Raw genomic sequence first — 22,340 nt, forward strand, 5'->3', positions numbered from 1 at the left:
AAGATAAATCGGAATACGGGGTCCGTCCTAATAAACACTTGGTTCCCCGTGTCACTCGAAGGCAGGTTGTGAGGCAGATGTCTGCTTTTGTTTCTATTTTTGCTAGGCTTGCGCTCTACAAACATTTCCTGTACTTGCCATTATAAGGTGCAGCCTCTTACTGTATGCTTTTATCAACACTGTAAATAGTCCACCTGAGTTCAGCTTCAGTTTTATCAGCGGTGACATCGGCAATGACCCGGCGGTTTTTAGCTTGTCCTTCGGGGGTATCATTCGGCGCAATGGGGTCGGCTTCGCCATAGCCTTTAGCTGTGACTCTGTTCCTATTAATTTTAAAGACATTAACTAAGACATCGGCAATGGCAGAGGCTCGTTTTTGAGAGAGTGTCAGGTTGTCTTGTGCTAGTCCGTTGCTGTCGGTATAGCCTTTGATTAACACCTGACTTTTGGGGTGTTTATTAAGAAAGTCAGCAAGGCGTTTAATCTGTTTATAGAAACGAGGCTCTACGTCGTATTTGCCAGAAGCAAATAGGACCTTTAGGTCTAGCTTTAATAGGGAGGTGGTGACGATAGGGCAGCCGTTATTATCGACCTTTACCCCAGGAGGGGTGTTAGGGCAAAGATCGCGCTGGTTGATAACCCCATCATGGTCGTCATCATTGAGGGTCTGAGGGTTAAAGCGATTTCCAAACAAATCATCGCCATAGGCAACTGAGCCTATGCCCATGCCCATGACGATAATACATATTAACCTTAAAAAAATTACTGCCAAGGACTATTGTCTCCGTCAGAGTTTATGAAAAGTGAATCGTCTGAGCTCTTTTCGTTTGGAGTAGATAACGTATTTTGGCCACCTACTTGTGTATTGTTGTCGCTGTTAGTGGAAGGTTTGGCATCCGTTGCTGCCTTTTCTGTCTGTTGTAACTGTTGTATTGGCGTGACAGCAGTACGTACTTTTTTGTCTTGGGTAAATTTATCCGAGAACCCCAGTGCTTCAGGACGATAAATTCTGAAGGCTTTTAATAACTCACCTTTTGCATTAAAGAGGCGGAACTCAGAATACAGTTCATCAAAATCTGTATTCACATAGTCTTGGCGCGCTTGAAATAATTCGTTTTCACTATCGAGCACATCAAGCAGGGTACGGCGCCCTAAGCGGAACTGCTTTGCGTACGCCACTTGTGACTCTTTTGTAGCAATAACATATTCTTTGAGGTAGCCCTTTTGCTCTTGAGTGGCTTGATATGACGCCCAAGCTAAACGTACCGCTTGCTGTGTTTCGCGAATTGTATTACGACGAATTTCAGACGCTTGGACGTTTTGTTGAACCGCTGACTCTTTTTTACGTTGATGACTGCCACCGTTATATAGGTTGTATTTTAAGCGTATCATAGCTTGAAAATCGGCGTCAGGGCCAGGGGTACCATCGATATTGTTGTTCCACTTACGCTCTAGCGTAAAATTGATGCTTGGATAATTTTCCCCGTTAACGGACTTAATAAAGTTTTCTGTGGCATCGACATCCCACTTAGAGCCAATGATAGCTGGATTCTGTTTTAATGATTGATCAACGGCTTGTTGTAAGGTTTTTGGTAATAGCGTGCGGTCGGGTACTGGATAGATCATGTCTTTAGGCGGCAGCTTCCCTACCACCTCTAGATAATTCGTTTCGGCATCTGAAAGGTTGTTTAACGCCGCAGAGCGATTCGCTCGAGCTTTTGCTAAACGAGCAGTGATTTGGCTTAAATCTGATTCACGACCTATACCTGAATCGGTTTTTAATTTGATTTGCTTGTAGATACGTTCGTGTGAGGCTAAGTTTTGATCAGCCAGTTCCAAAAGCTCGCGATAGCGTAGAACGTCAGTATAAGCTTTTGACACTTTCAGAGCAGTGTCTTCAACTTTGATTAAAGCCTGCCAGCGGTCTGACTGAGCCTCGCTATTTAGGCGTTTCACATCGTAGGTGGTAGAAAAGCCATCAAAAATTGGCTGTGTTAATGAGAGCACCGTTTCTCGACGTGTCAGACTGATGTCACTGTTGCGCGTATTGTCTGCATAGGATGTTTGGCGTCCAATGCCCGCATCTAGATCTATGCTTGGATAAAACCCCGTTCGATCAGCCTGCTCTGCGTTTTGTATATCTTCTCGATATTTAGCCAGTGCTTGACGTACAGTGGGGCTATTTTCAATGGCTTGGTAGGTTGCCTCTTCCAAGGTAATAGCAGATACCTGCATTGAAAATAAAAAAGCACTAAGGTACGTGACTTTGAGCATGAGGTTACGAACAAACATGAATGTGTTCCTTTAAGACTTATATGATCCTACGCATTAATTTCGCTAGAGTATGTTGACACTGTGTACAGTAATGAACAATTCATGCATGATTACATTTGGCGTTTTTTTGTTATTTAGCGTTAAGCCTAGATATCGCCCCAAAGTAGATTGATGGCAGTGAGCGCAACAATCGGAGCGGTTTCGGTTCGTAGGACTCGAGGGCCTAAAGATATCGCGCTAAACCCTTGATTTTTTGATGCTTTTACTTCCTCTTCAGTGAGGCCTCCCTCGGGACCAATTAAGAGAGCGACGGCATTATTATTGGGCTTTTTAAACTCGGTTATGGGTTTTGCACTGTAATGGTGTAATGTTAATTTTAACATTTCGTTACAATTCGCAATCCAGTCAGTGAGCTTTATAGGGGGGTGGATGGTTGGAACGATGCCTCGGCCGCATTGCTCTGCTGCGCTGATGGCAACTTGTTGCCAATGATTTTGTCGCTTTTCGGCTCTGCTATCATCCAGTTTCACTTCACAGCGCTCGCTAAACAAAGGCTGAATCTCATACACACCACTCTCGACGGCTTTTTGAATAGCATAGTCCATGCGTTCACCACGGGAAAGTGTTTGCCCCAGTGTGACTTTTATTGGGGATTCGTTATTGAGTGGTTCGAATTCGCCAATGGCCACATTGGCAGAGCGCTTCTCCAAATCGCATAAGGTGCCGTGGTACTGACCGCCTTTACCATTAAAAAGACGCATAGGATGGCCATTCTTTAAGCGTAGAACCTTGCAAACGTGTTGAAAAGAGGTGTCGGGTAACCTAATGGTTGAGTGTTCGGTCAGTTCTACATCGACAAAAATTCTGGGAATACGCATGTCTTATCCTATGCTAAGGTTTTTAATAAAATGGCCAAAAAAAGCCCTTCTCGACCTCTACGAAGTCGGAAGGGCTTTTATAAAGGAAATGGCCGAGATTATAAACCCGCTGCGCGACGTAACGCGTCTGCTTTATCGGTTTTTTCCCAAGTAAAGTTCTCGCCTTCGCGGCCAAAGTGGCCGTAAGCCGCTGTTGGTAAATAAATAGGGCGTTTTAGATCGAGCATTTTGATCAAGCCGGCTGGACGTAACTCGAAGTGTTCGCGAACGAGTTGAGAAATCATATCGTCGCTCACCTTACCTGTTCCAAAGGTATTGATACTAATGGATGTTGGTTCCGCCACGCCGATGGCGTAAGAAATTTGAATTTCACAGCGATCCGCAAGACCCGCTGCGACGATGTTTTTCGCCACATAACGACCCGCATAAGCCGCAGAACGGTCCACTTTCGATGGATCTTTACCAGAGAAGGCACCACCACCATGACGTGCCATACCGCCGTAGGTATCAACAATGATTTTACGACCTGTTAGACCACAATCGCCTACTGGACCACCAATGATGAATTGGCCTGTTGGGTTGATGAAGTACTTGGTATCTTTGGAGAGCCATTCTTCAGGAAGCACTGGTTTGATGATTTCTTCCATTACCGCTTCACGCAAGTCGGCCTGTTTAACATTGGCACTGTGCTGTGTTGATAGGACAACGGCATCAATGGCACACGGTTTGCCATTTTCATCATAACGGAAGGTAACTTGGCTTTTGGCATCTGGGCGTAAGAAGTCTAATGTGCCGTTTTTACGAACCTCTGCTTGGCGTTGTACCAGACGGTGAGCGTACGTAATGGGGGCAGGCATTAATACATCGGTTTCGTTGGTGGCAAAGCCAAACATCAAGCCTTGGTCACCCGCACCTTGCTCTTTTTCGCTGGCTTCATCAACACCAACGGCGATGTCGACCGATTGTTTGCCGATGGCGTTCATAACGGCGCACGATTCCCAATCGAATCCCATATCGGAACTGTTGTAGCCGATTTCGCGAATAACGCCACGGGCGATTTCTTCAATGTCGACCCATGCATTGGTACGGACTTCACCCGCGACGAGAACCATGCCTGTTTTGACTAAGGTTTCGCAAGCGACGCGCGCTTCTGGATCTTCCGCTAAAATAGCATCAAGGATGGCGTCGGATACTTGATCCGCAATTTTGTCTGGATGGCCTTCAGATACGGATTCTGAAGTAAATAAAGAATATTCTGACATGTTCAGTGCCTCTATCATCATGATGGATAAGCGCCAAACAGGCATAAAAAAACCCGCTTAGCAAAGTAAGGTCGCTAAACAGGTCATATCGCTTCTGTTTAGCTGATTTTATATAGCGTCCGCAAGCCGAAACAAATCGACGCTTATTAAGTGCGTTAAATGATCGATCATCTTTGTTGAAATATCAAGTCACGATGGTTAGTTTTAGGGGTAAATGACATTCTTTTTTGCTAGGATGGTCTTAACTTAGTGCTGTTTCATCTTCTTTGCTCAATCTTAGTGCGCAATGTCAGTGAGAAGATTGCAAGGCTGAGTCATAGCATGGAAAATAGATTTTTATCGTTCGTTCAGTGATCAGGAGTGGAATAACAATGCCGTCTCGTAAAGAACTTGCTAACGCCATACGTGCTTTGAGTATGGATGCTGTACAAAAAGCCAAATCAGGTCATCCTGGAGCACCAATGGGTATGGCGGATATCGCGGAGGTGCTATGGAACGATTTTCTAAAGCACAATCCAAATAATTCTAAATGGGTAGATCGTGACCGTTTTGTGCTTTCTAATGGCCATGGTTCTATGCTGATTTATTCTCTTCTCCATTTGTCTGGCTATAAACTGCCAATGGAAGAGCTGAAGCAGTTCCGTCAGCTCCACTCAAAAACCCCTGGTCACCCAGAATATGGCTACACAGACGGTGTCGAAACTACAACTGGCCCATTAGGTGCTGGTATTAGTAACGCTGTCGGTATGGCCATTGCAGAAAAAACGCTCGCGGCTCAGTTTAACCGTGAAGGCCACACGGTCGTTGATCATCATACTTATTGCTTTATGGGCGATGGTTGTATGATGGAAGGTATTTCTCATGAAGCGTGCTCGTTAGCCGGTACTTTAGGCTTGGGTAAATTAGTGGCGTTTTGGGATAACAATGGTATTTCTATTGATGGTGAAGTCGAAGGTTGGTTTACTGACGATACACCAAAACGCTTTGAAGCTTATGGTTGGCATGTTATTGCCGATGTGGATGGTCATAATCCTGAAGCCATCAAAGCGGCTATTGAAGCGGCCAAAGCTGAAACCAGCAAACCCACTTTGATTTGCTGCAAAACCATCATTGGCTTTGGTTCACCAAACAAATCAGGTAGTCACGATTGTCATGGTGCCCCTCTAGGGGATGACGAAATTGCGGCGGCTAGAGAATTCCTGGGTTGGAAATACGCACCTTTTGAAATCCCTGCCGATGTTTATAAAGGTTGGGATGCCAAAGAAGCGGGTGCAGCACGTGAAGAAGCTTGGACAAAACAGTTTAACGCTTACAAAGCGGCCTACCCAGAATTGGCTGAAGAATTTGAACGCCGTGTAGTTAAAGGCGAACTACCAGCGGACTTTAGCGAAAAAGCGGATGCTTTTATCAAAGCGTCTCAAGAAAAAGCGGAAAACATTGCGAGCCGAAAAGCTTCCCAAAATGCGATTGGCGCCTTCGGTGCGATTTTGCCCGAGTTGCTGGGTGGGTCTGCTGATTTGGCAGGGTCTAACCTAACGCTTTGGTCTGGCTCGAAGGGCATCCAAGAAGATCCTGCGGGTAATTACATTTACTACGGTGTCCGTGAGTTCGGTATGAGTGGCATCATGAACGGCGTGTCTTTGCATGGTGGTTTTATCAACTATGGTGCGACCTTCTTGATGTTTATGGAGTACGCTCGTAATGCGGTGCGTATGTCGGCCTTAATGGGCATTCAGAATATCTTCGTTTATACCCACGACTCTATCGGCCAAGGGGAAGATGGTCCAACTCACCAAGCGGTTGAGCAATTAGCGAATCTGCGTACGACACCCAATATGTCTGTATGGCGTCCAGCGGATGCGGCCGAAACGGCCGTTGCTTGGAAAGCGGCGATTGAACGTCGTGATGGCCCAACCTCTCTTGTTTTCTCTCGTCAAGGTTTGCCAGCACAAGCTCGTAACGATGAGCAATTAGCCAATGTGGCGAAAGGCGGTTACGTACTGCTAGATAGCACTGGCACACCAGATCTGATCCTAATCGCAACCGGTTCCGAAGTGGGCTTAGCGATGGATGCGGCGAAAGTGTTGGCTGAAAAAGGCAAAAAAGTGCGAGTAGTGTCCATGCCATCGACAACGGTATTTGATGAGCAAGATGCCGCTTACAAAGAGTCTGTATTGCCTCGTGCTGTAACGAAACGTATTGCCATTGAAGCGGCCCACAAAGACTTCTGGTACAAATATGTTGGTTTTGAGGGCGACATGGTGGCGATGACCACTTTTGGCGAATCGGCTCCTGGCGCGGATGTCCTGAACTACTTTGGCTTTACGGTTGAAAATGTCGTTGCTACGGCGGATAAACTGTAATTGACTAGCGTAATTCGTCTAAAAAGACAGGCAAATGATTTGCCTGTCTTTTTAGTTTCTCTTCTTTTTTATAAAGAATGCGTTTTGCGTTCTTCGTGGTGATGAAGTAAGGCTATGTTGCGAATCGCAATTAATGGTTACGGCAGAATTGGACGTTCTGTGCTACGTGCTTTGTATGAAAACGGTCATCGTGATCATTTTCAAGTCGTGGCAATCAATGAATTGTCTGATATTGAGACGATGAGTTATCTGACTCGTTATGATACGACCCACGGCCGTTTCCCTAGACCTGTCAATATTGAAGGGAACTGTTTGCTCATAGGTGATGACAGCATTCAGTGCTTTTCCTGTGCGGAACCTGGTGATTTGAATTGGTCCGAGTTGGATGTGGATATGGTGCTAGAATGCTCTGGCAGCTTTTCTGAGCGTCAGCGGGCACAAGCATATCTGGATGCAGGCATCCCCAGACTGTTGTTGTCGCAACCCGCCGCAGCGGACATGGATGCGACCATTGTTTATGGGTTTAATCAAGGAGACATCCGCTCCGATCACAGGATTGTCTCAGCGGCATCTTGTACAACGAATTGCTTGATTCCCATTTTGGATACACTGACGACGTTTGCTGGAGTGGAACATGGTGTAACGCAAACGATCCATTCCGCCATGAATGATCAGCCTGTGATCGATAGCTATCATACAAAAGATTTACGCCTTACTCGTGCGGCATTGAGTTCTATTATTCCTGTGGACACAGGGTTATCGCGTGGTATTTCTCGCTTAATGCCCGAGCTAGAAGGCAAAATTGGTTGCAACGCCGTACGGGTTCCCACTTTGAATGTATCTGTGATTGATTTGGTCATTCGTACGCAAAGAAATGTCACAAAAAATGAAATTAACCAAGCCTTGCAAGAGGCGGCGACCTTAAAATACTTAGGTTTGATGGGCTTTACTCAAGAGCCTCATGCATCTGTCGACTTTAATCACGATCCACGCTCTGTCATTATCGATGGAACACAGACCCAAGTGATTGATGGCCGGATGGTGAAGTTACTTTGTTGGTTTGATAATGAGTGGGGCTATGCCAACCGAATGTTGGATGTGGCTAAGCATTGGGCTGATTTAATCAGTCACTAGACGATTGGATTGATACATCGGACCGTTATAAGACGAGGATAGTGTGCATGACTGTAATTAAGATGAAAGAGCTGGATCTGGCAAACAAACGTGTGCTGATTCGTGAAGATCTCAATGTGCCTGTGAAGAGTGGAAAAGTGACGAGCGATGCCCGTATTCGTGCGGCCTTGCCAACGCTTAAGCTGGCGTTGGAAGCTGGGGCAAAAGTGATGGTAATGTCGCATTTGGGGCGTCCAACGGAGGGGGAATACGAAGCGGATTATTCTTTGCAGCCAGTGGCGAGTCATTTATCCGTTCTACTAGGACAGAACGTTCCGCTGGTGAAAGACTGGTTGGGTGGTGTTGAGGTGGAAGCTGGTCAGCTGGTCTTGCTGGAGAATGTGCGTTTCAATAAAGGCGAAGGCAGTGATGACGAAACGTTAGCCCAAAGCATGGCCGCTTTATGTGATGTGTTTGTTATGGACGCATTTGGTACCGCTCATCGCGCGCAAGCCTCGACTCATGGCGTGGCAAAATTTGCTCCTATCGCCTGTGCTGGTCCTTTGCTATCGGCAGAGTTAGAGGCTTTAGAAAAAGCCTTGGCAACGCCTGCACACCCAATGGCCGCGATTGTTGGTGGCTCTAAAGTATCGACGAAATTAACCGTGCTAGAGTCTTTGTCCGACAAAGTGGATCAATTGATTGTAGGGGGTGGCATTGCCAATACCTTCCTAGCCGCTGCAGGCTTTCCTGTGGGCAAGTCGTTATATGAAGAAGATTTGATTCCTCAAGCAAAAGCGTTAATGGCAAAAACGAATATTCCATTGCCAGAAGACGTTGTAGTGGCCACGGAGTTTTCTGCGAATGCGGAAGCCATCATCAAGGATGCCAAAGAGGTGGGCCCTGATGATATGATTTTGGATATCGGGCCAAAAGCTTCGGCTGCGTTTGCTGCTTTGCTTGAGAATTCCCAGACCATCATTTGGAATGGTCCTGTCGGTGTTTTCGAGTTTGACCAGTTCGGTAGTGGCACCAAGGCGCTTGCAATGGCCATTGCTAAGAGCAAGGGGTTCTCTATCGCCGGTGGTGGTGATACGCTGGCTGCTGTCGATAAATATGACATTACAGACCATGTCTCTTATATTTCAACTGGGGGCGGTGCTTTTCTAGAATTTGTTGAAGGAAAAGTACTTCCTGCTGTTGCTATGTTGGAAACTCGTGCGCAAAATTGAGATAAGAGGGCGACACTAGATCGCCTCATATTATAATGGCGTAAGCCAATCACGCCGACCGTGTTGGTCTACACCAATAATGAGTCGGCGGACATAAAACTAGAGAGTGACCTATTGGTGTTGGTTATATTAGGCTTTACACTAGGAATGACAATAAATGATAAGGCGTAAGCCACATGGATGCTTAGCATCTATGAATAAATAAACCAGAGTGAAATACCATAGCTCAGCCTTCTGTGAAAACCATAGAAGGCTCCATTGTCAGAGGAAACTTTTATGCCTTTAATTAGTATGCGTCAACTGCTAGATCATGCTGCCGAGCACAGCTACGGCTTACCTGCTTTTAATGTGAATAACATGGAACAGGTGAAAGCGATCATGGAAGCGGCGGACGAAGTTAATTCTCCTGTTATCATGCAAGCTTCTGCGGGAGCGCGTAAGTATGCAGGATCCCATTTCTTACGTCACCTAATCGCGGCCGCCATAGAAGATTACCCACATATTCCTGTTGTTATGCATCAGGACCACGGCACATCCCCCGCTATTTGTCAGCGCTCGATTCAACTTGGTTTTTCGTCTGTGATGATGGATGGCTCTTTAATGGCCGATGGTAAAACCCCCGCCAGTTACGATTACAATGTGGATGTGACGCGTCGTACGGTGGAATTTGCTCATGCCTGTGGCGTTTCGGTTGAAGGGGAACTAGGCTGTTTAGGCTCTTTGGAGACAGGTCAAGCAGGTGAAGAGGATGGTGTGGGAGCGGAAGGCACCCTAGACCACTCTCAAATGCTGACAGATCCCGATGAAGCGCTTGAATTTGTGGAAGCAACAGGCATTGACGCCCTTGCTGTTGCGATTGGTACCAGTCATGGGGCATACAAATTTACTCGCCCACCCACTGGTGATATCTTAGACATCGAGCGAATCGCTACCATTGTGGAGCGTCTGCCTAACACTCATATTGTATTGCACGGCTCTTCATCGGTGCCACAGGATTGGTTAGCGATTATCAATGAATTTGGTGGTGAGATTCCTGAAACGTATGGTGTGCCTGTTGAAGAGATTGTCAAAGCCATTCGTTATGGTGTTCGCAAAGTGAACATTGATACTGATTTGCGTTTGGCAGCGACTGGGGCTATTCGCCGTAGCCTTGCTGAACACAAAGGCAACTTCGATCCGCGTAAATACTTAACAGAAAGTATCAAAGCGATGAAAGCGGTGTGTATTGATCGCTATGAAGCGTTTGGCAGTGCTGGTCAAGCATCACGTATCCATACCATCGACCTTGAGGAAATGGCCGTTCGTTATGAGCGCGGTGAGTACAAAGGTGGACGTACTTTCTAAGTACAAACCTAAGAAAGAGCGAGCGCGTAGGGTGGAAAAAACTTTTTTTCATTTTTTTGTGAAAAACTCGAAAAAACAGTTGACCAAAAAAATGAGTTCCCTATAATGCTCGCCATTCCTTGCGGGAGTGGTGGAATTGGTAGACACGCTGGATTTAGGTTCCAGTGCTTCACGGCGTGAGAGTTCGAGTCTCTCCTTCCGCACCAAATTTAAAAAAAGCTGACATCATGTCAGCTTTTTTTATGTCTGAATTTTGTTCTTCGACCATTGTGGTTCGCTTTTCTCTCCCATTTACTTGTGTTGCTGTGTGATACGGCTTATCTTTTTGGCTTACTTTATAAAAAGGCGTTTGCACGTTTGTTTATCTGACTTTTTAATCGTGCAATGACGTCTAAAGATTGCTTCTGTCCGAAGTGCCAGCGGATATCATCATGCGACGACTGTTTTGTATTAACCTTTTTGCTCTTTTTCTTTTAGGTGTGTGTTCGTCCGCTCAGGCGATGAATGTGCTGCCCTATGTTATTAGTAGCCAGGATTTTTATCGTGCTTGGCCGGATCAGCGCCCATTAAGTGAACAACTTTCCGCTGTGGTTAACTCCCCCGCAGACCCTATAAATATGATGCAGATTTCTCCGGTACGAGTCGCATTTTTGTTGTCTGGTACGACGTCATCCATTAGAAACAAATCCCTATTACTAAGTTTTAAGCGGCGTATGCAAGAGCTTGGCATCGCCTATCAGATTACTATCTACGATAATCTGCAGAACCTTCAGGCAACGAGTCCTTTTTCTTTGATTAAAAAAGAAAAGCCTAATTATCTAGTCGCCACGGATTTGGATGTGATGCAAAGTCACGTAGTGGAAAGGGTGTTACAACAAGGTAAGACCAAGGTGATTTTTTTTAATTTATCGACGCCGCTGAAAAACTGGAAATACCAGCCGCCATTTATGTATGTAGGGTTTGATCAGTTGAAAGCCGTGCAAACACTGGCGAGCTATTTGGATCGGCAGTTGCCAAAGAAGACAAAACTTGCCGCTTTGGTGTTGTCATCTGGTTATATGAATGATTTACGCTGTAATGGCTTTTTGGATGCGATGGCAAGTCGTAATCGCCATATTGGTGATGTACAAACGGTGGCGGATAACGCGGAAGCCGCCTATGTGGCTGCCCAGCGAATCTTGAGAAAAACACCAGATGCTTTTATTTTTAGTTGTACGCAGTCTATTTCTAATGGCGTGGTAAGGGCGATCAAGGCCTACCATAACACCCATGCCCATCAAATGAAGGGAATGGCTGAGAGTAAAACTGAAGAGGATGGATTATCTTCGGCACAGACCAATAGCTGGGGGTTATCGGTGAATGAGGTGGATCATCTGATTAATGGGCCAGTGATGGTGAGTAGCCTGTTTATGTGGGATGACCTGGCCATTGCGGTTGCCGAAGGAATTAAAGGAGATATGGAAGGAAAAGCAGAACCCATGTTGTATGTTGGAAGAACAACGATCATGTCGCCAGAGCAGGACTCGACGAGTTTGCATTTGATGATTCAACAGGCCTATCGATACTCGGCGGTAATATGGTAAACGCGACAATGAGTCTTGAGCGTCGTGCCTTTTATCGCATACTGGCGCTATTTTTATTTGCGTTTGCAGTGGCATCGGCTGCCTCGTTTATTGCTTTTGATGCACGAGAAAAAAATGAACTTCAGTCCAGTCTAGTATTGAAAAAACAGATAGTGGAAGAAACCTTTGAAGCGTATTTAAATCGAGCTGAACACGAGATGAACTTTATCAGCCAAGATTTGTTACTCGGACATTACGCGCCTTCGAAAGCTTTGGATATGCTGTTTGGCCATCATGATTTATTATTCTTTGGTGGGTTGGATTTTTTTTATATTGATTGGGCGAATCGTCCGCCGGCGATCGATCCACGGGCACGTTTGTACACCAAGGATGATATCGCGCCCTTGTTACGTCAGGGTAAAATCAATCGTTGGGTAAAAGTGACCTCTAAAGATGGCGCCATATTTTTGCTTTATAAGAAAAAGTTGGTGGGGAAAGAGGGAATTAATGTCGGCTATCTGTACGGCTTTGTATCATTAAATGAAAACTTGACGTTAGCCAGCAAACTATTGGATGCGGCGAAAGTCGATATGGTGCAGATAAAAGATGCCTCTACTGGCGCTATTTTGCTCAAAGAAAAACGTAATTCGTTGGAATCTTCTAGCAATAGTGTGCAATTCACCAGTGCGTTTTCCTCTTCTGTTTATGATAGCCATTTCGAACTGGAGGTGGTAAGCAAGTCTGTCATATCTTCCGGTTCTCTGTATCACTGGGGGCAGTTCGTTTTTTGGCTCTTTATGGGGTTGGGGATTTTGTTTGTCTTATTGGTGATGCTGATTCGGCGTTTGGTGTTTTCTCCCCTAGCGTTTGTCGTAGGGCGGACGAGTGAGGAGTTTTTGCCTTTTTCGGAGTTGCAGCCATTACAGGTACAAGGCGATCAGTATCGTCAATTTTTGCAGGCGAAAGAGCGACGCTTTCAATTATTACTCGACTCGACCAACAATGCGGTGATGTTTTGTAATGAAGTGGCATGCGTCGATGCGATGAATAAAGAGGCTATGCGACTTTTTCCCAATAATCACCATGCTCGCAGTGTGTTTGATTTTACGCCCATTTCTGTTCACCAAGCGATTCAGGATGCTTTGAAAGGAGAGGTGGGCGTGAGTTTTGAGTTAACGTTGTCGCATTTAAATGTTATCTATCACTGGTGCGCTTACTCCTTCACCAATGAGAATGGCTTTCGAAGTTTATTGCTTGTAGGGCGTGATATAACGAATGAAAAACGCCTTTCTTGGCAGCTTGAGCAGCTAAAACCATCGTCATTACAATTGCATCGACACATAGACATTGATGTCTTGTTAAAGGAGTTAAGTTTATTACCTCGTTGGCCCGATAATATCTCCAGTCAATATTTCCGTGGCTGGTTAGCCATTTTGTTGGCGTTGCTTGACGATCTTAAATCAGAAGAAACTCAGACTGAAGACTTGCCTATTGGCGAATTGCTTGCCCGTGAGTGTGAGTGGCTGACCTCGCGCTTGGGGGTCGCGCCCTACGATGTGCAAGTCGATTGTCCCGTGGATGTTGGTTCTATGATTGTTACATGTGACATTAATCTAAGAAACTTGTTGCGAGTCTTGCTTATGCTGGTGGTTTCAAGTGATGTATCACAGCGTCAGTTAACGCTTCGATCCGGTATTGATTTAGAAATGACGATCATCAGTGGAGCGGAGTTAAGACCCTTTTGGCATTGGATGATCAATGCTTTACTGCAACCGCTAACGGGTCGTCAACGTCAATTACGCAATAATGCTTTTAAAGTGGAATTGCCCTTGACGATAAAAGGCATTGAGCCTGGGAATGAAAAAGAAAGTTTTACAGTGGCTTGGGTGTGGAATGACTATCTTGAGGCTGAGCGTATCAAAGACAGCTTGGAACGGCTGGGTGGGCAGGTAGAAAGCTACTCCTCAACGGATGCTTTTTTTATGCAGGCAAGTGCTGTATCTCAATTCGATGTGGTCATCATGGGGAGCGATCATGATGTTCAAGCGCCCCGTCATATGATTAAAGCCCTAAAGGGACAACAAGATCGAGAAGAACTACCGATTATATGGCTAAGTACACAGCATAATGAGCACTTTGATTACGGGGTACTGGGGTTGTCTGGTTGTGTATCTGATTACCGTTTACAGAAGGTAATTGCTAAAGCGCGTCAGTATGAGGGTATTGTTCCCATGCGCTTGAGCGGCCGCAAGCGAGCTTGGATTGTGGTGGGAGGTAGCCGTGTCGCAAAAGCTATTTGGTATACTGAGCTTGAGCGTTTGTCTATTTCATCTCAGTGGTTGTCAGGGCTGGAAGAGTTTGAGGCGATTTTTCCCTATCATTCTGATGCAGTTGTGGTGCTATTGGAACCGCAGCCCAAGGACTTGTTAATGTCTGTTGTGCAACGTTTCCCTAGTATACGTTTTTACGCCGTACAAAACTGGCCCGAGATGATGGATAATGTACAACGTTATGAAATGTATCTTCCCTATACTGGGGAGCAAATTTGCGCGTTGCGAGACTATGTGCAAAGTACAACGGATTTAGGAGCAGAGAATGAGTAAGGTGATTGGTCTAATTGGTGCGATGGATGAAGAAGTCTCCGTTATTAAGGCGTGGATGACGGGAGTTGAAAAGCAAAGTATTGCGGGTTGTGATTTCTATACTGGGCAGTTTGAAGGTCAGAACGTTGTGTTGCTTCAATCTGGTATCGGTAAGGTCAATGCTGCGGTCTCTACGACATTATTGTTATCAAAGTTCGCGCCAGAATATGTGATCAATATCGGCTCTGCAGGTGGATTTGATCCCGAACTAAGTGTGGGTGATGTGGTGATTTCTGACCATGTTGTGCATCATGATGTGGATGTGACGGCGTTTGGTTATGCTATGGGGCAAGTGCCAAGTATGCCAGCAACCTATACCTCTGATCCGGCTCTTATTGAAAGGGCCAGTGCCGCAGTGAGAGCGGTTGACCGAGTCAAAGCCAAAGTCGGTTTAATCGGTACGGGGGATAGTTTTATGAACGATCCCATTCGAGTGGAAGCTGTACGCGCGATTTTCCCGACCATGATCGCCGCGGAGATGGAAGCGGCTGCAGTGGCGCAAGTTTGCTTTAAATTTTCGACACCGTTTGTGGTGGTACGTTCTTTATCTGACATTGCTGGCAAGGAGTCGCCACAAAGTTTTGATGAATATTTGAAAGTAGCTGCGGAGAATTCCTCTTTGATGATTCAGCAAATGCTGAAAGCATAATGAGTTTGCTGACGCAGGGTAGCATATAGCTGTTATCGTCTGCGTCGGATTAGATTTGTCGCACTGGAACTCGTATAATGCCGCCCCTAATATGGTGCGTTTCCTTTGTTTAAAGAGTATGAGTCATGAGACCGGATCAAATCCAACCAGAATTGTATGAACAACAGCTAGGCGACAAGCAAGCTGAATTGACCCGTTTAATGGCTGATTTATCGTTGCCAGCGTTAGAAGTGTTTTCCAGTGAACCTGCTTATTACCGAATGCGCGCTGAGTTTCGTATTTGGCATGATGGAGACGATTTGTTTTACGCCATGTTTGATTCGGCCGATCCCAGAACACCGATTCGGACGGATCAATTTCTTGCCGCTTCACGTTTGATCAACGAGCTCATGCCCAAGCTGATTGACGCAGTGCGCGATGCGCCTATTTTGCGTCATAAATTATTCCAAGTGGATTTTCTAACCACCACTACTGGTGAAGCATTGATCAGTCTTTTGTATCATAAACCGATTGATGATGAGTGGAATGCGGCGGCGCGCTTAATGAGTGAGGCCTTTCCATCCTGTCATTTTATCGGTCGCAGCCGCAAGAAAAAGCATATTCTAACCCGTGATTTTGTCATGGAAACCTTGACGGTGAATGGTCATAAGTACCATTACCAGCAAGTAGAAAACAGCTTTACTCAACCAAATGCTGGTATTAATGAACAGATGCTTGCCTGGGCGTTGGATGTTACCAAAGGTGCCTCTGGCGATCTGCTTGAAATGTACTGTGGTAATGGTAACTTTTCGATCCCATTGGCACGCCGCTTTGATCGTGTCGTGGCGACGGAAATTTCCAAAGTCTCAGTTCATTCCGCTCAGCTAAACATCACGATGAATGGGCTGAATAACGTTCAAGTCGTGAAAATGGCCAGTGAAGATGTTTCTGCCGCACTCAATGGCGATGTGGCTTTGCCAAAAGCGTTAGTGCAGGCTGGAATGGCGGTGTTAAATCCATCGGTTGTGCTGGTGGATCCGCCTCGAGCTGGGTTAGACAATGCGACAGTAGAGTTGGTGCGGAAGGTGGATCGCATCTTATATATTTCTTGCAACCCAGAAACCCTAAAAACCAACTTGGAAGCGCTATCCTCCACGCATAAGGTGGTGCGTTATGCCATGTTTGACCAGTTTCCTTATACCCATCATGTGGAAACTGGTGTGTTTTTAGAGCGCATTGACTAACCGTAAAAAGGGAGCCAATAGGTTCCCTTTATTGGTCTCTTTTACACATAAAGACCGTGATTTTTGCTGTCTCAATACGCCGTATAAGTTTTATATGAGTTTCACTCCTAACATAATGAAAGACATTCTAGTATCTTGAATACGACAGATAATGTTCTGTGTTAACATATTGGCGTGAAATTTTCCCCCCACACTAATAGAGAAGTCGAACGAGCCATGAGCAACACCTCACTAGACAAAGACAAAATTAAAATCTTGTTATTAGAAGGCATTCATCAATCTGCATTAGATACCTTGCATGCCGCTGGTTATACCAACATCGAGTATCATAAAACCGCGTTGGCGGAAGAAGACTTGATCGATAAAATTTCCGAAGCACACTTTATTGGTTTGCGTTCGCGTACTCAGTTGACAGAAAAAGTACTGTCCCATGCCAATAAACTGGTGGCAATTGGTTGTTTTTGTATTGGTACAAACCAAGTGAACTTAGACGCCGCAAGCGAAAAAGGTATCGTTGTATTTAACGCACCCTTTTCCAATACGCGCAGTGTGGCTGAACTGGTGATTGGTCAGTTGATTTTGTTGTTACGTGGTATTCCTGCGAAAAACGCGGCTTGTCATCGCGGCGGCTGGATGAAATCTGCTGTAGGCTCTTTCGAAACTCGCGGCAAACGCTTAGGGATTATTGGTTACGGAAGCATTGGTACTCAGCTGAGTGTGCTAGCCGAATCCTTGGGGATGGACGTGTGTTTTTATGACATCGTGACCAAGTTACCTTTGGGGAATGCCCATCAAGTTAAAAGTCTGAAAGAGTTGTTGTCTACCAGTGACATTATTAGTTTGCATGTACCTGAGACCGCTTCCACAAAGATGATGATCGGAGCTAAAGAAGTATCACAGATGAAAAAAGGCTCGATCTTCATCAACGCCTCTCGTGGTACAGTAGCCGATTTGGATGCCGTTGCTGCTGCGCTTAAAGCGGGTGATCTAAGTGGCGCGGCGGTGGATGTTTTCCCAGTCGAGCCAAAGGGCAATGATGAAGAGTTTGTGTCACCTCTACGTGGCTTGGATAATGTGATTCTAACCCCTCATATTGGCGGTAGTACTATGGAAGCGCAAGAAAACATCGGCGTTGAAGTGGCTGAGAAGTTGATCCAGTACTCTGATGTCGGGACAACAATTGCATCCGTTAACTTCCCTGAAGTGGCGTTGCCATCACAAGCGGATAATCACCGCATTTTGCACGTTCACCATAACCGTCCAGGTGTGTTGTCTAAGATTAACGCTATTTTCTCTGATAATAACATCAACATTACTGGTCAGTACTTGCGTACCACTGAAACATTGGGCTACATGGTGATGGACGTGTCTGCCGAGGCGGGTGAATTAGCGCTTGAGAAGTTGAAAGACGTTGAAGGTACCATTAAAGCGCGTGTTTTATTCTAAACAGAGCGTTAGAACGATCTAAAAAAAACCAGCCTCGTGCTGGTTTTTTTTCGTCCTTTGTCAGTTGTTATGCTCTGGTTCAAGTGAGGCGGTGGTGAAATGTGAATTTAAACTGACATAAATTTGTCATTTTTCTGTAGTATGGTATGTTTATTGAACACTCGTTTAATAAAAAAGTGTTTTATTGGCGTCTCTTGATCAAAAAAGGCGTTTGAAGTGTCTCCGTTTAACGAGACCACATAAACCATCTTAAAGGAGTTTTAGAATGACTCTCTCTCGTCGTCAATTTATAAAAGGCGCTTCCGTTGTCGGAGCCGTTGTCGCTTCCCCTTTCATGATCAACCGCGCAGTAGCCGCCAATAAAGAATTACGGATCTATGCTTGGGCGGGGTATATCACGGATGAAATGCTAAAAGATTTTAAAGAAAAAACAGGCATCAATGCGACCTTTACCCCCTATGGTACCAATGATGAGTTGATGAACTCACTGCGTGCAACCGATGGTACGGGCTTCGACATTATTATGCCGACTGTGGATCGTGTGCCTGGCTATGTTGCTTACGATCTTGTTCAGCCGTTAGATACAACTCGCATAAAATGGGACGGTTGTTTGGACAGTGCCATTTCTGGTTCCAAAGTCGGTGGGGTCGTCAAAGGCAAACGCTATTTCGCTCCCTCTGACTGGGGAACAGAAGCGATTGCTTACAATAAGAAAGAGGCAACAGTCAGTAAAGAATTAAGCTACGGCGACTTATGGCTACCTGAGAATGCAGGTGGTGTTACCGTTCGTGCCCATTCTGCATTGGTTGGCATTGGGTTGTGGCTTGAAAAACAAGGTAAGTTGCCTTTCCCTCTGTTGGACTCTTATAAAACAGAGAAAGCCATGCGGGCTAACTTTGACGTGATTTTGAAAACCGCAGTCAAATACAAAGGTTCTATTGCTCAATTCTGGTCAACTGAAAATGAGGCGCAGGGCGCCTTTCGGACCAATGGTGCCATCATTGGGCAAACTTGGGACAGCACCGCCTTCAAATTGCAATCAGAAGGCGAGCCTATTGTCTATCGTGCACCAAAAGAAGGAGCACTGGCATGGATGGAAGGCTTTGTTGTTCCTAAAAATGCCAATAATGTGGACTCAGTGTATGAGTTCATTAACTGGTATTACACACCAGAAGCGGGAGCTATGTTTGTCAAAGCGACAGGCTATAACTCCACTGCGAAGGGAGCCGAAGCGCTGCTGCCTCAAGCAACGAAAGATTTCTTCAATACCTCTTATACCAAAGAAGATTTGGCAAACCTTTGGTGGTGGCCAATTCAAGAGCCTTGGTACGTGGCGTTGCGTAACGAGTATCAAGACCGTTACTTATCTGCCTAATCCTTATCGAAAAAATCCCTCGTGGCGTTCAGCTTCGAGGGATTTTTTAATGAAACGAATTATTATTAAAAATTGAGAGAGGTAGTATGGACAGCAGTGTTCATCTAGATAACGTCGTGATGCAGTTTGGTGAGTTTACTGCAATTCAAAAAACAGATTTACAGATTGAGTCAGGGGAGTTTTTCAGTTTTCTTGGGCCGTCTGGTTGTGGCAAAACCACCATCTTAAACATGATTAGTGGCTTTTTAGAGCCAACCCACGGTGATGTGAAGATTGGCGGCCAAAGTATGCGTGGTGTGCCAGCTAATAAACGTCCTACCTCGATGATTTTCCAGAACCTAGCTTTGTTTCCATTGATGACGGTTGCGGAAAATATTGAGTTTGGCTTAGAAGTGCGCGGTGTTTCTAAAGCAGAGCGTAAAAAAACATCAGACCGACTGCTAGAGCTGGTGGCTTTGGATGGCAGTGGCTCTAAAAAAGTGACGGAATTGTCTGGTGGTCAACGTCAACGTATTGCGATTGCGCGAGCTTTGGCAGTTGAACCTAGGGTGTTATTGCTTGACGAGCCCCTATCAGCATTAGATTTAAAACTACGTCAGCATATGCGTGCAGAACTGAAAGACATTCAGCGTAAGACAGGCATCACTTTTATATATATTACCCATGATCAAGGTGAAGCGTTAACCATGTCGGATCGTGTTGGTGTTATGTCAGCAGGGCGACTGCAACAAGTGGCCGATCCTATTACCTTATACCGCGATCCTCATACTTCCTTTGTCGCTTCCTTTGTCGGCGAGAATAATGGCATAGAAGGTAAGGTGCTGAGTTTAAATAACGGCATGGCGGAAATGGACTGTGGTCAGTTAGGGCGTTTACAAGGACGAGTACACAACACAGTCAAGGCGGGAGATCAAGCAACGCTTTTTATTCGTCCAGAGCATTTTCGCCTGCAAGCGGAAGACAATATGCTGACTATTCCAAGTAAGATCGAAGAGGTGAACTTCGAGGGTGCTTATTTAACGCTAAACGCGAATACAGCCGCGACTAAATTGGCAATTCAGCTGGGTGCCCATCAGTTTTCCGAGTCTCTGGTGGCTGGAGCGGATATATCCTTGTCCTATAAAGTTGAGGATGCCATCATTTTAGGAGCCGCAGAGTATGTTTAACCAACTTAAAGCCCGATTTGGTAGTGGGTTGGCGGTCGGTGTCATTGGCATGATCGCCATTTGGATCATTGCTATGGTGGTGCTACCTCAGCTGTTAATGGTGGATTATTCCTTTCGTCCTAATTTGCTTCCTGCAGAGATTGGGGGGCCGAAAGATGTGTACTCTTTGGTCAACTATCAGACCTTGTTCACCAATAAGATCCACTTGGAGATTTTCTTTAAGACCATTTGGTCGAGTGTGTTGGTGACTGGACTGACATTAATCGTCAGTTATCCCATTGCGTTTTATTTGGCAAAAGTCGCTACCCCCCAAAAAGCCGCATTATGCTTGGTTTTGTTGATCATTCCATTCTGGATCAATGAAATTCTACGGACTTTTGCTTGGTACATTATCTTAGCTTACAAAGGACCATTGAATGCCTTGCTTCTTTGGCTTGGTTTTATCCACCGCCCCATTCGCTTTTTATCCGGTGATGGAGGGGTGCTGATTGGTATGGTGTACGCTTATATTTTGTTTATGATTTTTCCAATTTATAACGCCATTGAGAGTTTGGACACCAATCAGATTAAAGCAGCGCGTAATTTGGGGGCTGGCTGGATTCGTACCCATTGGCGAGTGGTCATCCCTCATGCGAAACCCGGTATTGCCACTGGCTGTATTATGACCTTTATGTTGGCCGCAGGCAGTTACGCAGTGCCTTCAATATTGGGCTCTCCAGGCAGTCGCTGGTTCACGCAGATTATTTATAATTGGTTTTTTGAAGGAGGTGACTGGAATCAGGGAGCAGCATACGCTTTCTTGTTGCTTGTTATCTGCATCGGTTTTATCGCTTTGGTTATGCGTGTCTTTAAGGTTGGCTTGGGGGACATTGCAAAATGAAATCAGAAACCATTATGCGACTGGGGGTGCGTTTTTACATAGGTGTCTTCTTTTTATATTTATTCACTCCTCTGATTATCATGGGCTTAGCGACCTTTAATAATAGTCGCTTTCCAACGGTTTCCCCATGGAGTGGGTTCACTTTGAAGTGGTTTAGTGCCTTGGCACAAGACGATAATATGTGGCATGCCTTGTGGATCAGTCTTATTGTCGCTGTGGGAGTGTTGCTTGTTGCCGTTCCTATAGGTATCTGTTGTGCCTTATTTCTTTCTACGGTGCATGGTAAAGGCAAAACCCTCGTTTATTCTATTATGATGTCGCCACTATTAACTCCAGGGGTGATTATTGGTATTTCGACGTTGATTTTCTGGCAGCGTTTTAATGTAACGGGTGGGATTGTATTGACTGTTATTGCTCAAACGACCTTTATTGCGGCTTATGTCATGTTAATGGTACTAGCTCGATTGCAGCGATTTGACCGTACCTTGGAAAATGCGGCCTTGAGCCTGGGAGCGACACAGTGGCAGGCGTTTCATCGTATATTGTTACCTTATTTGAAGCCGGCCATTATTTCGGCAGCGGGTATCGCTTTCTTACAGTCCTTTGAGAACTACAATACCACCTTGTTTGTTAAGGGGTACGATACGACTTTAACTGTGTACATCGCTTCAAAAGTACGTACAGGGCTCACGCCTGCGGTGAATGCGTTGGGATTGGTGATGATCTCGATTACCGTGATCTTAGCCATCGTGTATGAAATTAAACGCCGCCGAGAACAAACAGCACGCTCTTAGGAAATCGTTGAAAAAGTTTGTGACATAAAAAAGTCTGTTTTTTGTACAAAAGACAGGCTTTTTTATTTGGTCTGTCTAAAAAACAACCTGATTTTGTGTTTAAAACATATGGATATGACAAAATCATAAAAAACTTC

At 45.4% G+C, this 22,340-nt stretch carries 17 protein-coding genes, 1 tRNA gene and 1 riboswitch; of the genes, 14 read left to right on the forward strand and 4 right to left on the reverse strand.

From position 1 onward, the window contains the following. Nucleotides 1-157: 157 nt before the first annotated feature. The 4 genes from JHD45_RS17195 to metK all read right to left on the reverse strand — a co-directional run bounded on the left by JHD45_RS17195 (nt 158) and on the right by metK (nt 4,414). The gene (locus JHD45_RS17195) at nt 158-772 is read right to left on the reverse strand and encodes an OmpA family protein (RefSeq protein ID WP_233407899.1); all 615 of its coding nucleotides are present in this window, start codon (nt 770-772) and stop codon (nt 158-160) included. Continuing rightward, nucleotides 763-2,292, reverse strand: coding sequence for a TolC family outer membrane protein (locus tag JHD45_RS17200; RefSeq protein WP_199477731.1), 1,530 nt, complete (start codon nt 2,290-2,292; stop codon nt 763-765). Before JHD45_RS17200 ends, JHD45_RS17195 begins: the two co-directional genes overlap by 10 nt. 128 nt (nt 2,293-2,420) lie before the next feature. Further along, a complete protein-coding gene (locus JHD45_RS17205) occupies nt 2,421-3,152 on the reverse strand; it encodes a 16S rRNA (uracil(1498)-N(3))-methyltransferase (protein ID WP_199477732.1) in 732 nt (243 codons plus the stop codon). Nucleotides 3,153-3,250: 98 nt separating this feature from the next. Then, a complete protein-coding gene (gene metK, locus JHD45_RS17210; RefSeq protein ID WP_199477733.1) occupies nt 3,251-4,414 on the reverse strand; it encodes a methionine adenosyltransferase in 1,164 nt (387 codons plus the stop codon). A 77-nt stretch (nt 4,415-4,491) separates the two neighbouring features. Further along, a riboswitch (SAM riboswitch) is annotated at nt 4,492-4,567 on the reverse strand. Nucleotides 4,568-4,785: 218 nt separating this feature from the next. Here metK and tkt point away from each other — a divergent pair. The 14 genes from tkt (at nt 4,786) to JHD45_RS17280 (ending at nt 22,203) form a co-directional block, all read left to right on the forward strand. Continuing rightward, nucleotides 4,786-6,777 (forward strand): transketolase, encoded by a 1,992-nt coding sequence (gene tkt, locus JHD45_RS17215; RefSeq protein ID WP_199477734.1) that lies wholly within the window; start codon nt 4,786-4,788, stop codon nt 6,775-6,777. A gap of 114 nt (nt 6,778-6,891) precedes the next feature. After that, a complete protein-coding gene (locus JHD45_RS17220; protein ID WP_199477735.1) occupies nt 6,892-7,911 on the forward strand; it encodes a type I glyceraldehyde-3-phosphate dehydrogenase in 1,020 nt (339 codons plus the stop codon). A gap of 47 nt (nt 7,912-7,958) precedes the next feature. Beyond that, nucleotides 7,959-9,122 (forward strand): phosphoglycerate kinase, encoded by a 1,164-nt coding sequence (locus tag JHD45_RS17225; RefSeq protein ID WP_199477736.1) that lies wholly within the window; start codon nt 7,959-7,961, stop codon nt 9,120-9,122. A 276-nt stretch (nt 9,123-9,398) separates the two neighbouring features. Further along, a complete protein-coding gene (gene fba / locus JHD45_RS17230) occupies nt 9,399-10,466 on the forward strand; it encodes a class II fructose-bisphosphate aldolase (RefSeq protein WP_199477737.1) in 1,068 nt (355 codons plus the stop codon). 121 nt (nt 10,467-10,587) lie between these two features. Further along, a tRNA-Leu gene (locus JHD45_RS17235) sits at nt 10,588-10,672 on the forward strand. A 225-nt stretch (nt 10,673-10,897) separates the two neighbouring features. Continuing rightward, complete coding sequence (locus JHD45_RS17240) at nt 10,898-12,049, forward strand: substrate-binding domain-containing protein (RefSeq protein WP_199477738.1); 1,152 nt, start codon at nt 10,898-10,900, stop codon at nt 12,047-12,049. Continuing rightward, on the forward strand, nt 12,043-14,631 hold the full coding sequence (locus JHD45_RS17245) for a hypothetical protein (protein WP_199477739.1): 2,589 nt from the start codon (nt 12,043-12,045) through the stop codon (nt 14,629-14,631). The genes JHD45_RS17240 and JHD45_RS17245 overlap by 7 nt, the downstream gene beginning before the upstream one ends. Further along, nucleotides 14,624-15,319 (forward strand): 5'-methylthioadenosine/S-adenosylhomocysteine nucleosidase, encoded by a 696-nt coding sequence (gene mtnN, locus JHD45_RS17250; protein ID WP_199477740.1) that lies wholly within the window; start codon nt 14,624-14,626, stop codon nt 15,317-15,319. Before JHD45_RS17245 ends, mtnN begins: the two co-directional genes overlap by 8 nt. A 125-nt stretch (nt 15,320-15,444) precedes the next feature. Beyond that, complete coding sequence (trmA, locus tag JHD45_RS17255) at nt 15,445-16,542, forward strand: tRNA (uridine(54)-C5)-methyltransferase TrmA (RefSeq protein WP_199477741.1); 1,098 nt, start codon at nt 15,445-15,447, stop codon at nt 16,540-16,542. Between the two features lie 216 nt (nt 16,543-16,758). Then, nucleotides 16,759-17,988: a phosphoglycerate dehydrogenase gene (serA, locus tag JHD45_RS17260; RefSeq protein WP_199477742.1), complete on the forward strand. Its 1,230-nt coding sequence runs from the start codon at nt 16,759-16,761 to the stop codon at nt 17,986-17,988. 265 nt (nt 17,989-18,253) lie between these two features. Then, nucleotides 18,254-19,363: an extracellular solute-binding protein gene (locus JHD45_RS17265; RefSeq protein ID WP_199477743.1), complete on the forward strand. Its 1,110-nt coding sequence runs from the start codon at nt 18,254-18,256 to the stop codon at nt 19,361-19,363. Nucleotides 19,364-19,449: 86 nt separating this feature from the next. Then, the gene (locus tag JHD45_RS17270; protein WP_199477744.1) at nt 19,450-20,529 is read left to right on the forward strand and encodes an ABC transporter ATP-binding protein; all 1,080 of its coding nucleotides are present in this window, start codon (nt 19,450-19,452) and stop codon (nt 20,527-20,529) included. After that, a complete protein-coding gene (locus JHD45_RS17275) occupies nt 20,522-21,409 on the forward strand; it encodes an ABC transporter permease (RefSeq protein WP_199477745.1) in 888 nt (295 codons plus the stop codon). The genes JHD45_RS17270 and JHD45_RS17275 overlap by 8 nt, the downstream gene beginning before the upstream one ends. After that, entirely contained in the window at nt 21,406-22,203 is a 798-nt protein-coding gene (locus JHD45_RS17280; RefSeq protein ID WP_199477746.1) for an ABC transporter permease, read from the forward strand. The genes JHD45_RS17275 and JHD45_RS17280 overlap by 4 nt, the downstream gene beginning before the upstream one ends. Nucleotides 22,204-22,340 lie beyond the last annotated feature (137 nt).

Source organism: Marinomonas spartinae (assembly GCF_016461715.1).
GTDB classification, from domain to species: Bacteria; Pseudomonadota; Gammaproteobacteria; order Pseudomonadales; family Marinomonadaceae; genus Marinomonas; species Marinomonas spartinae_A.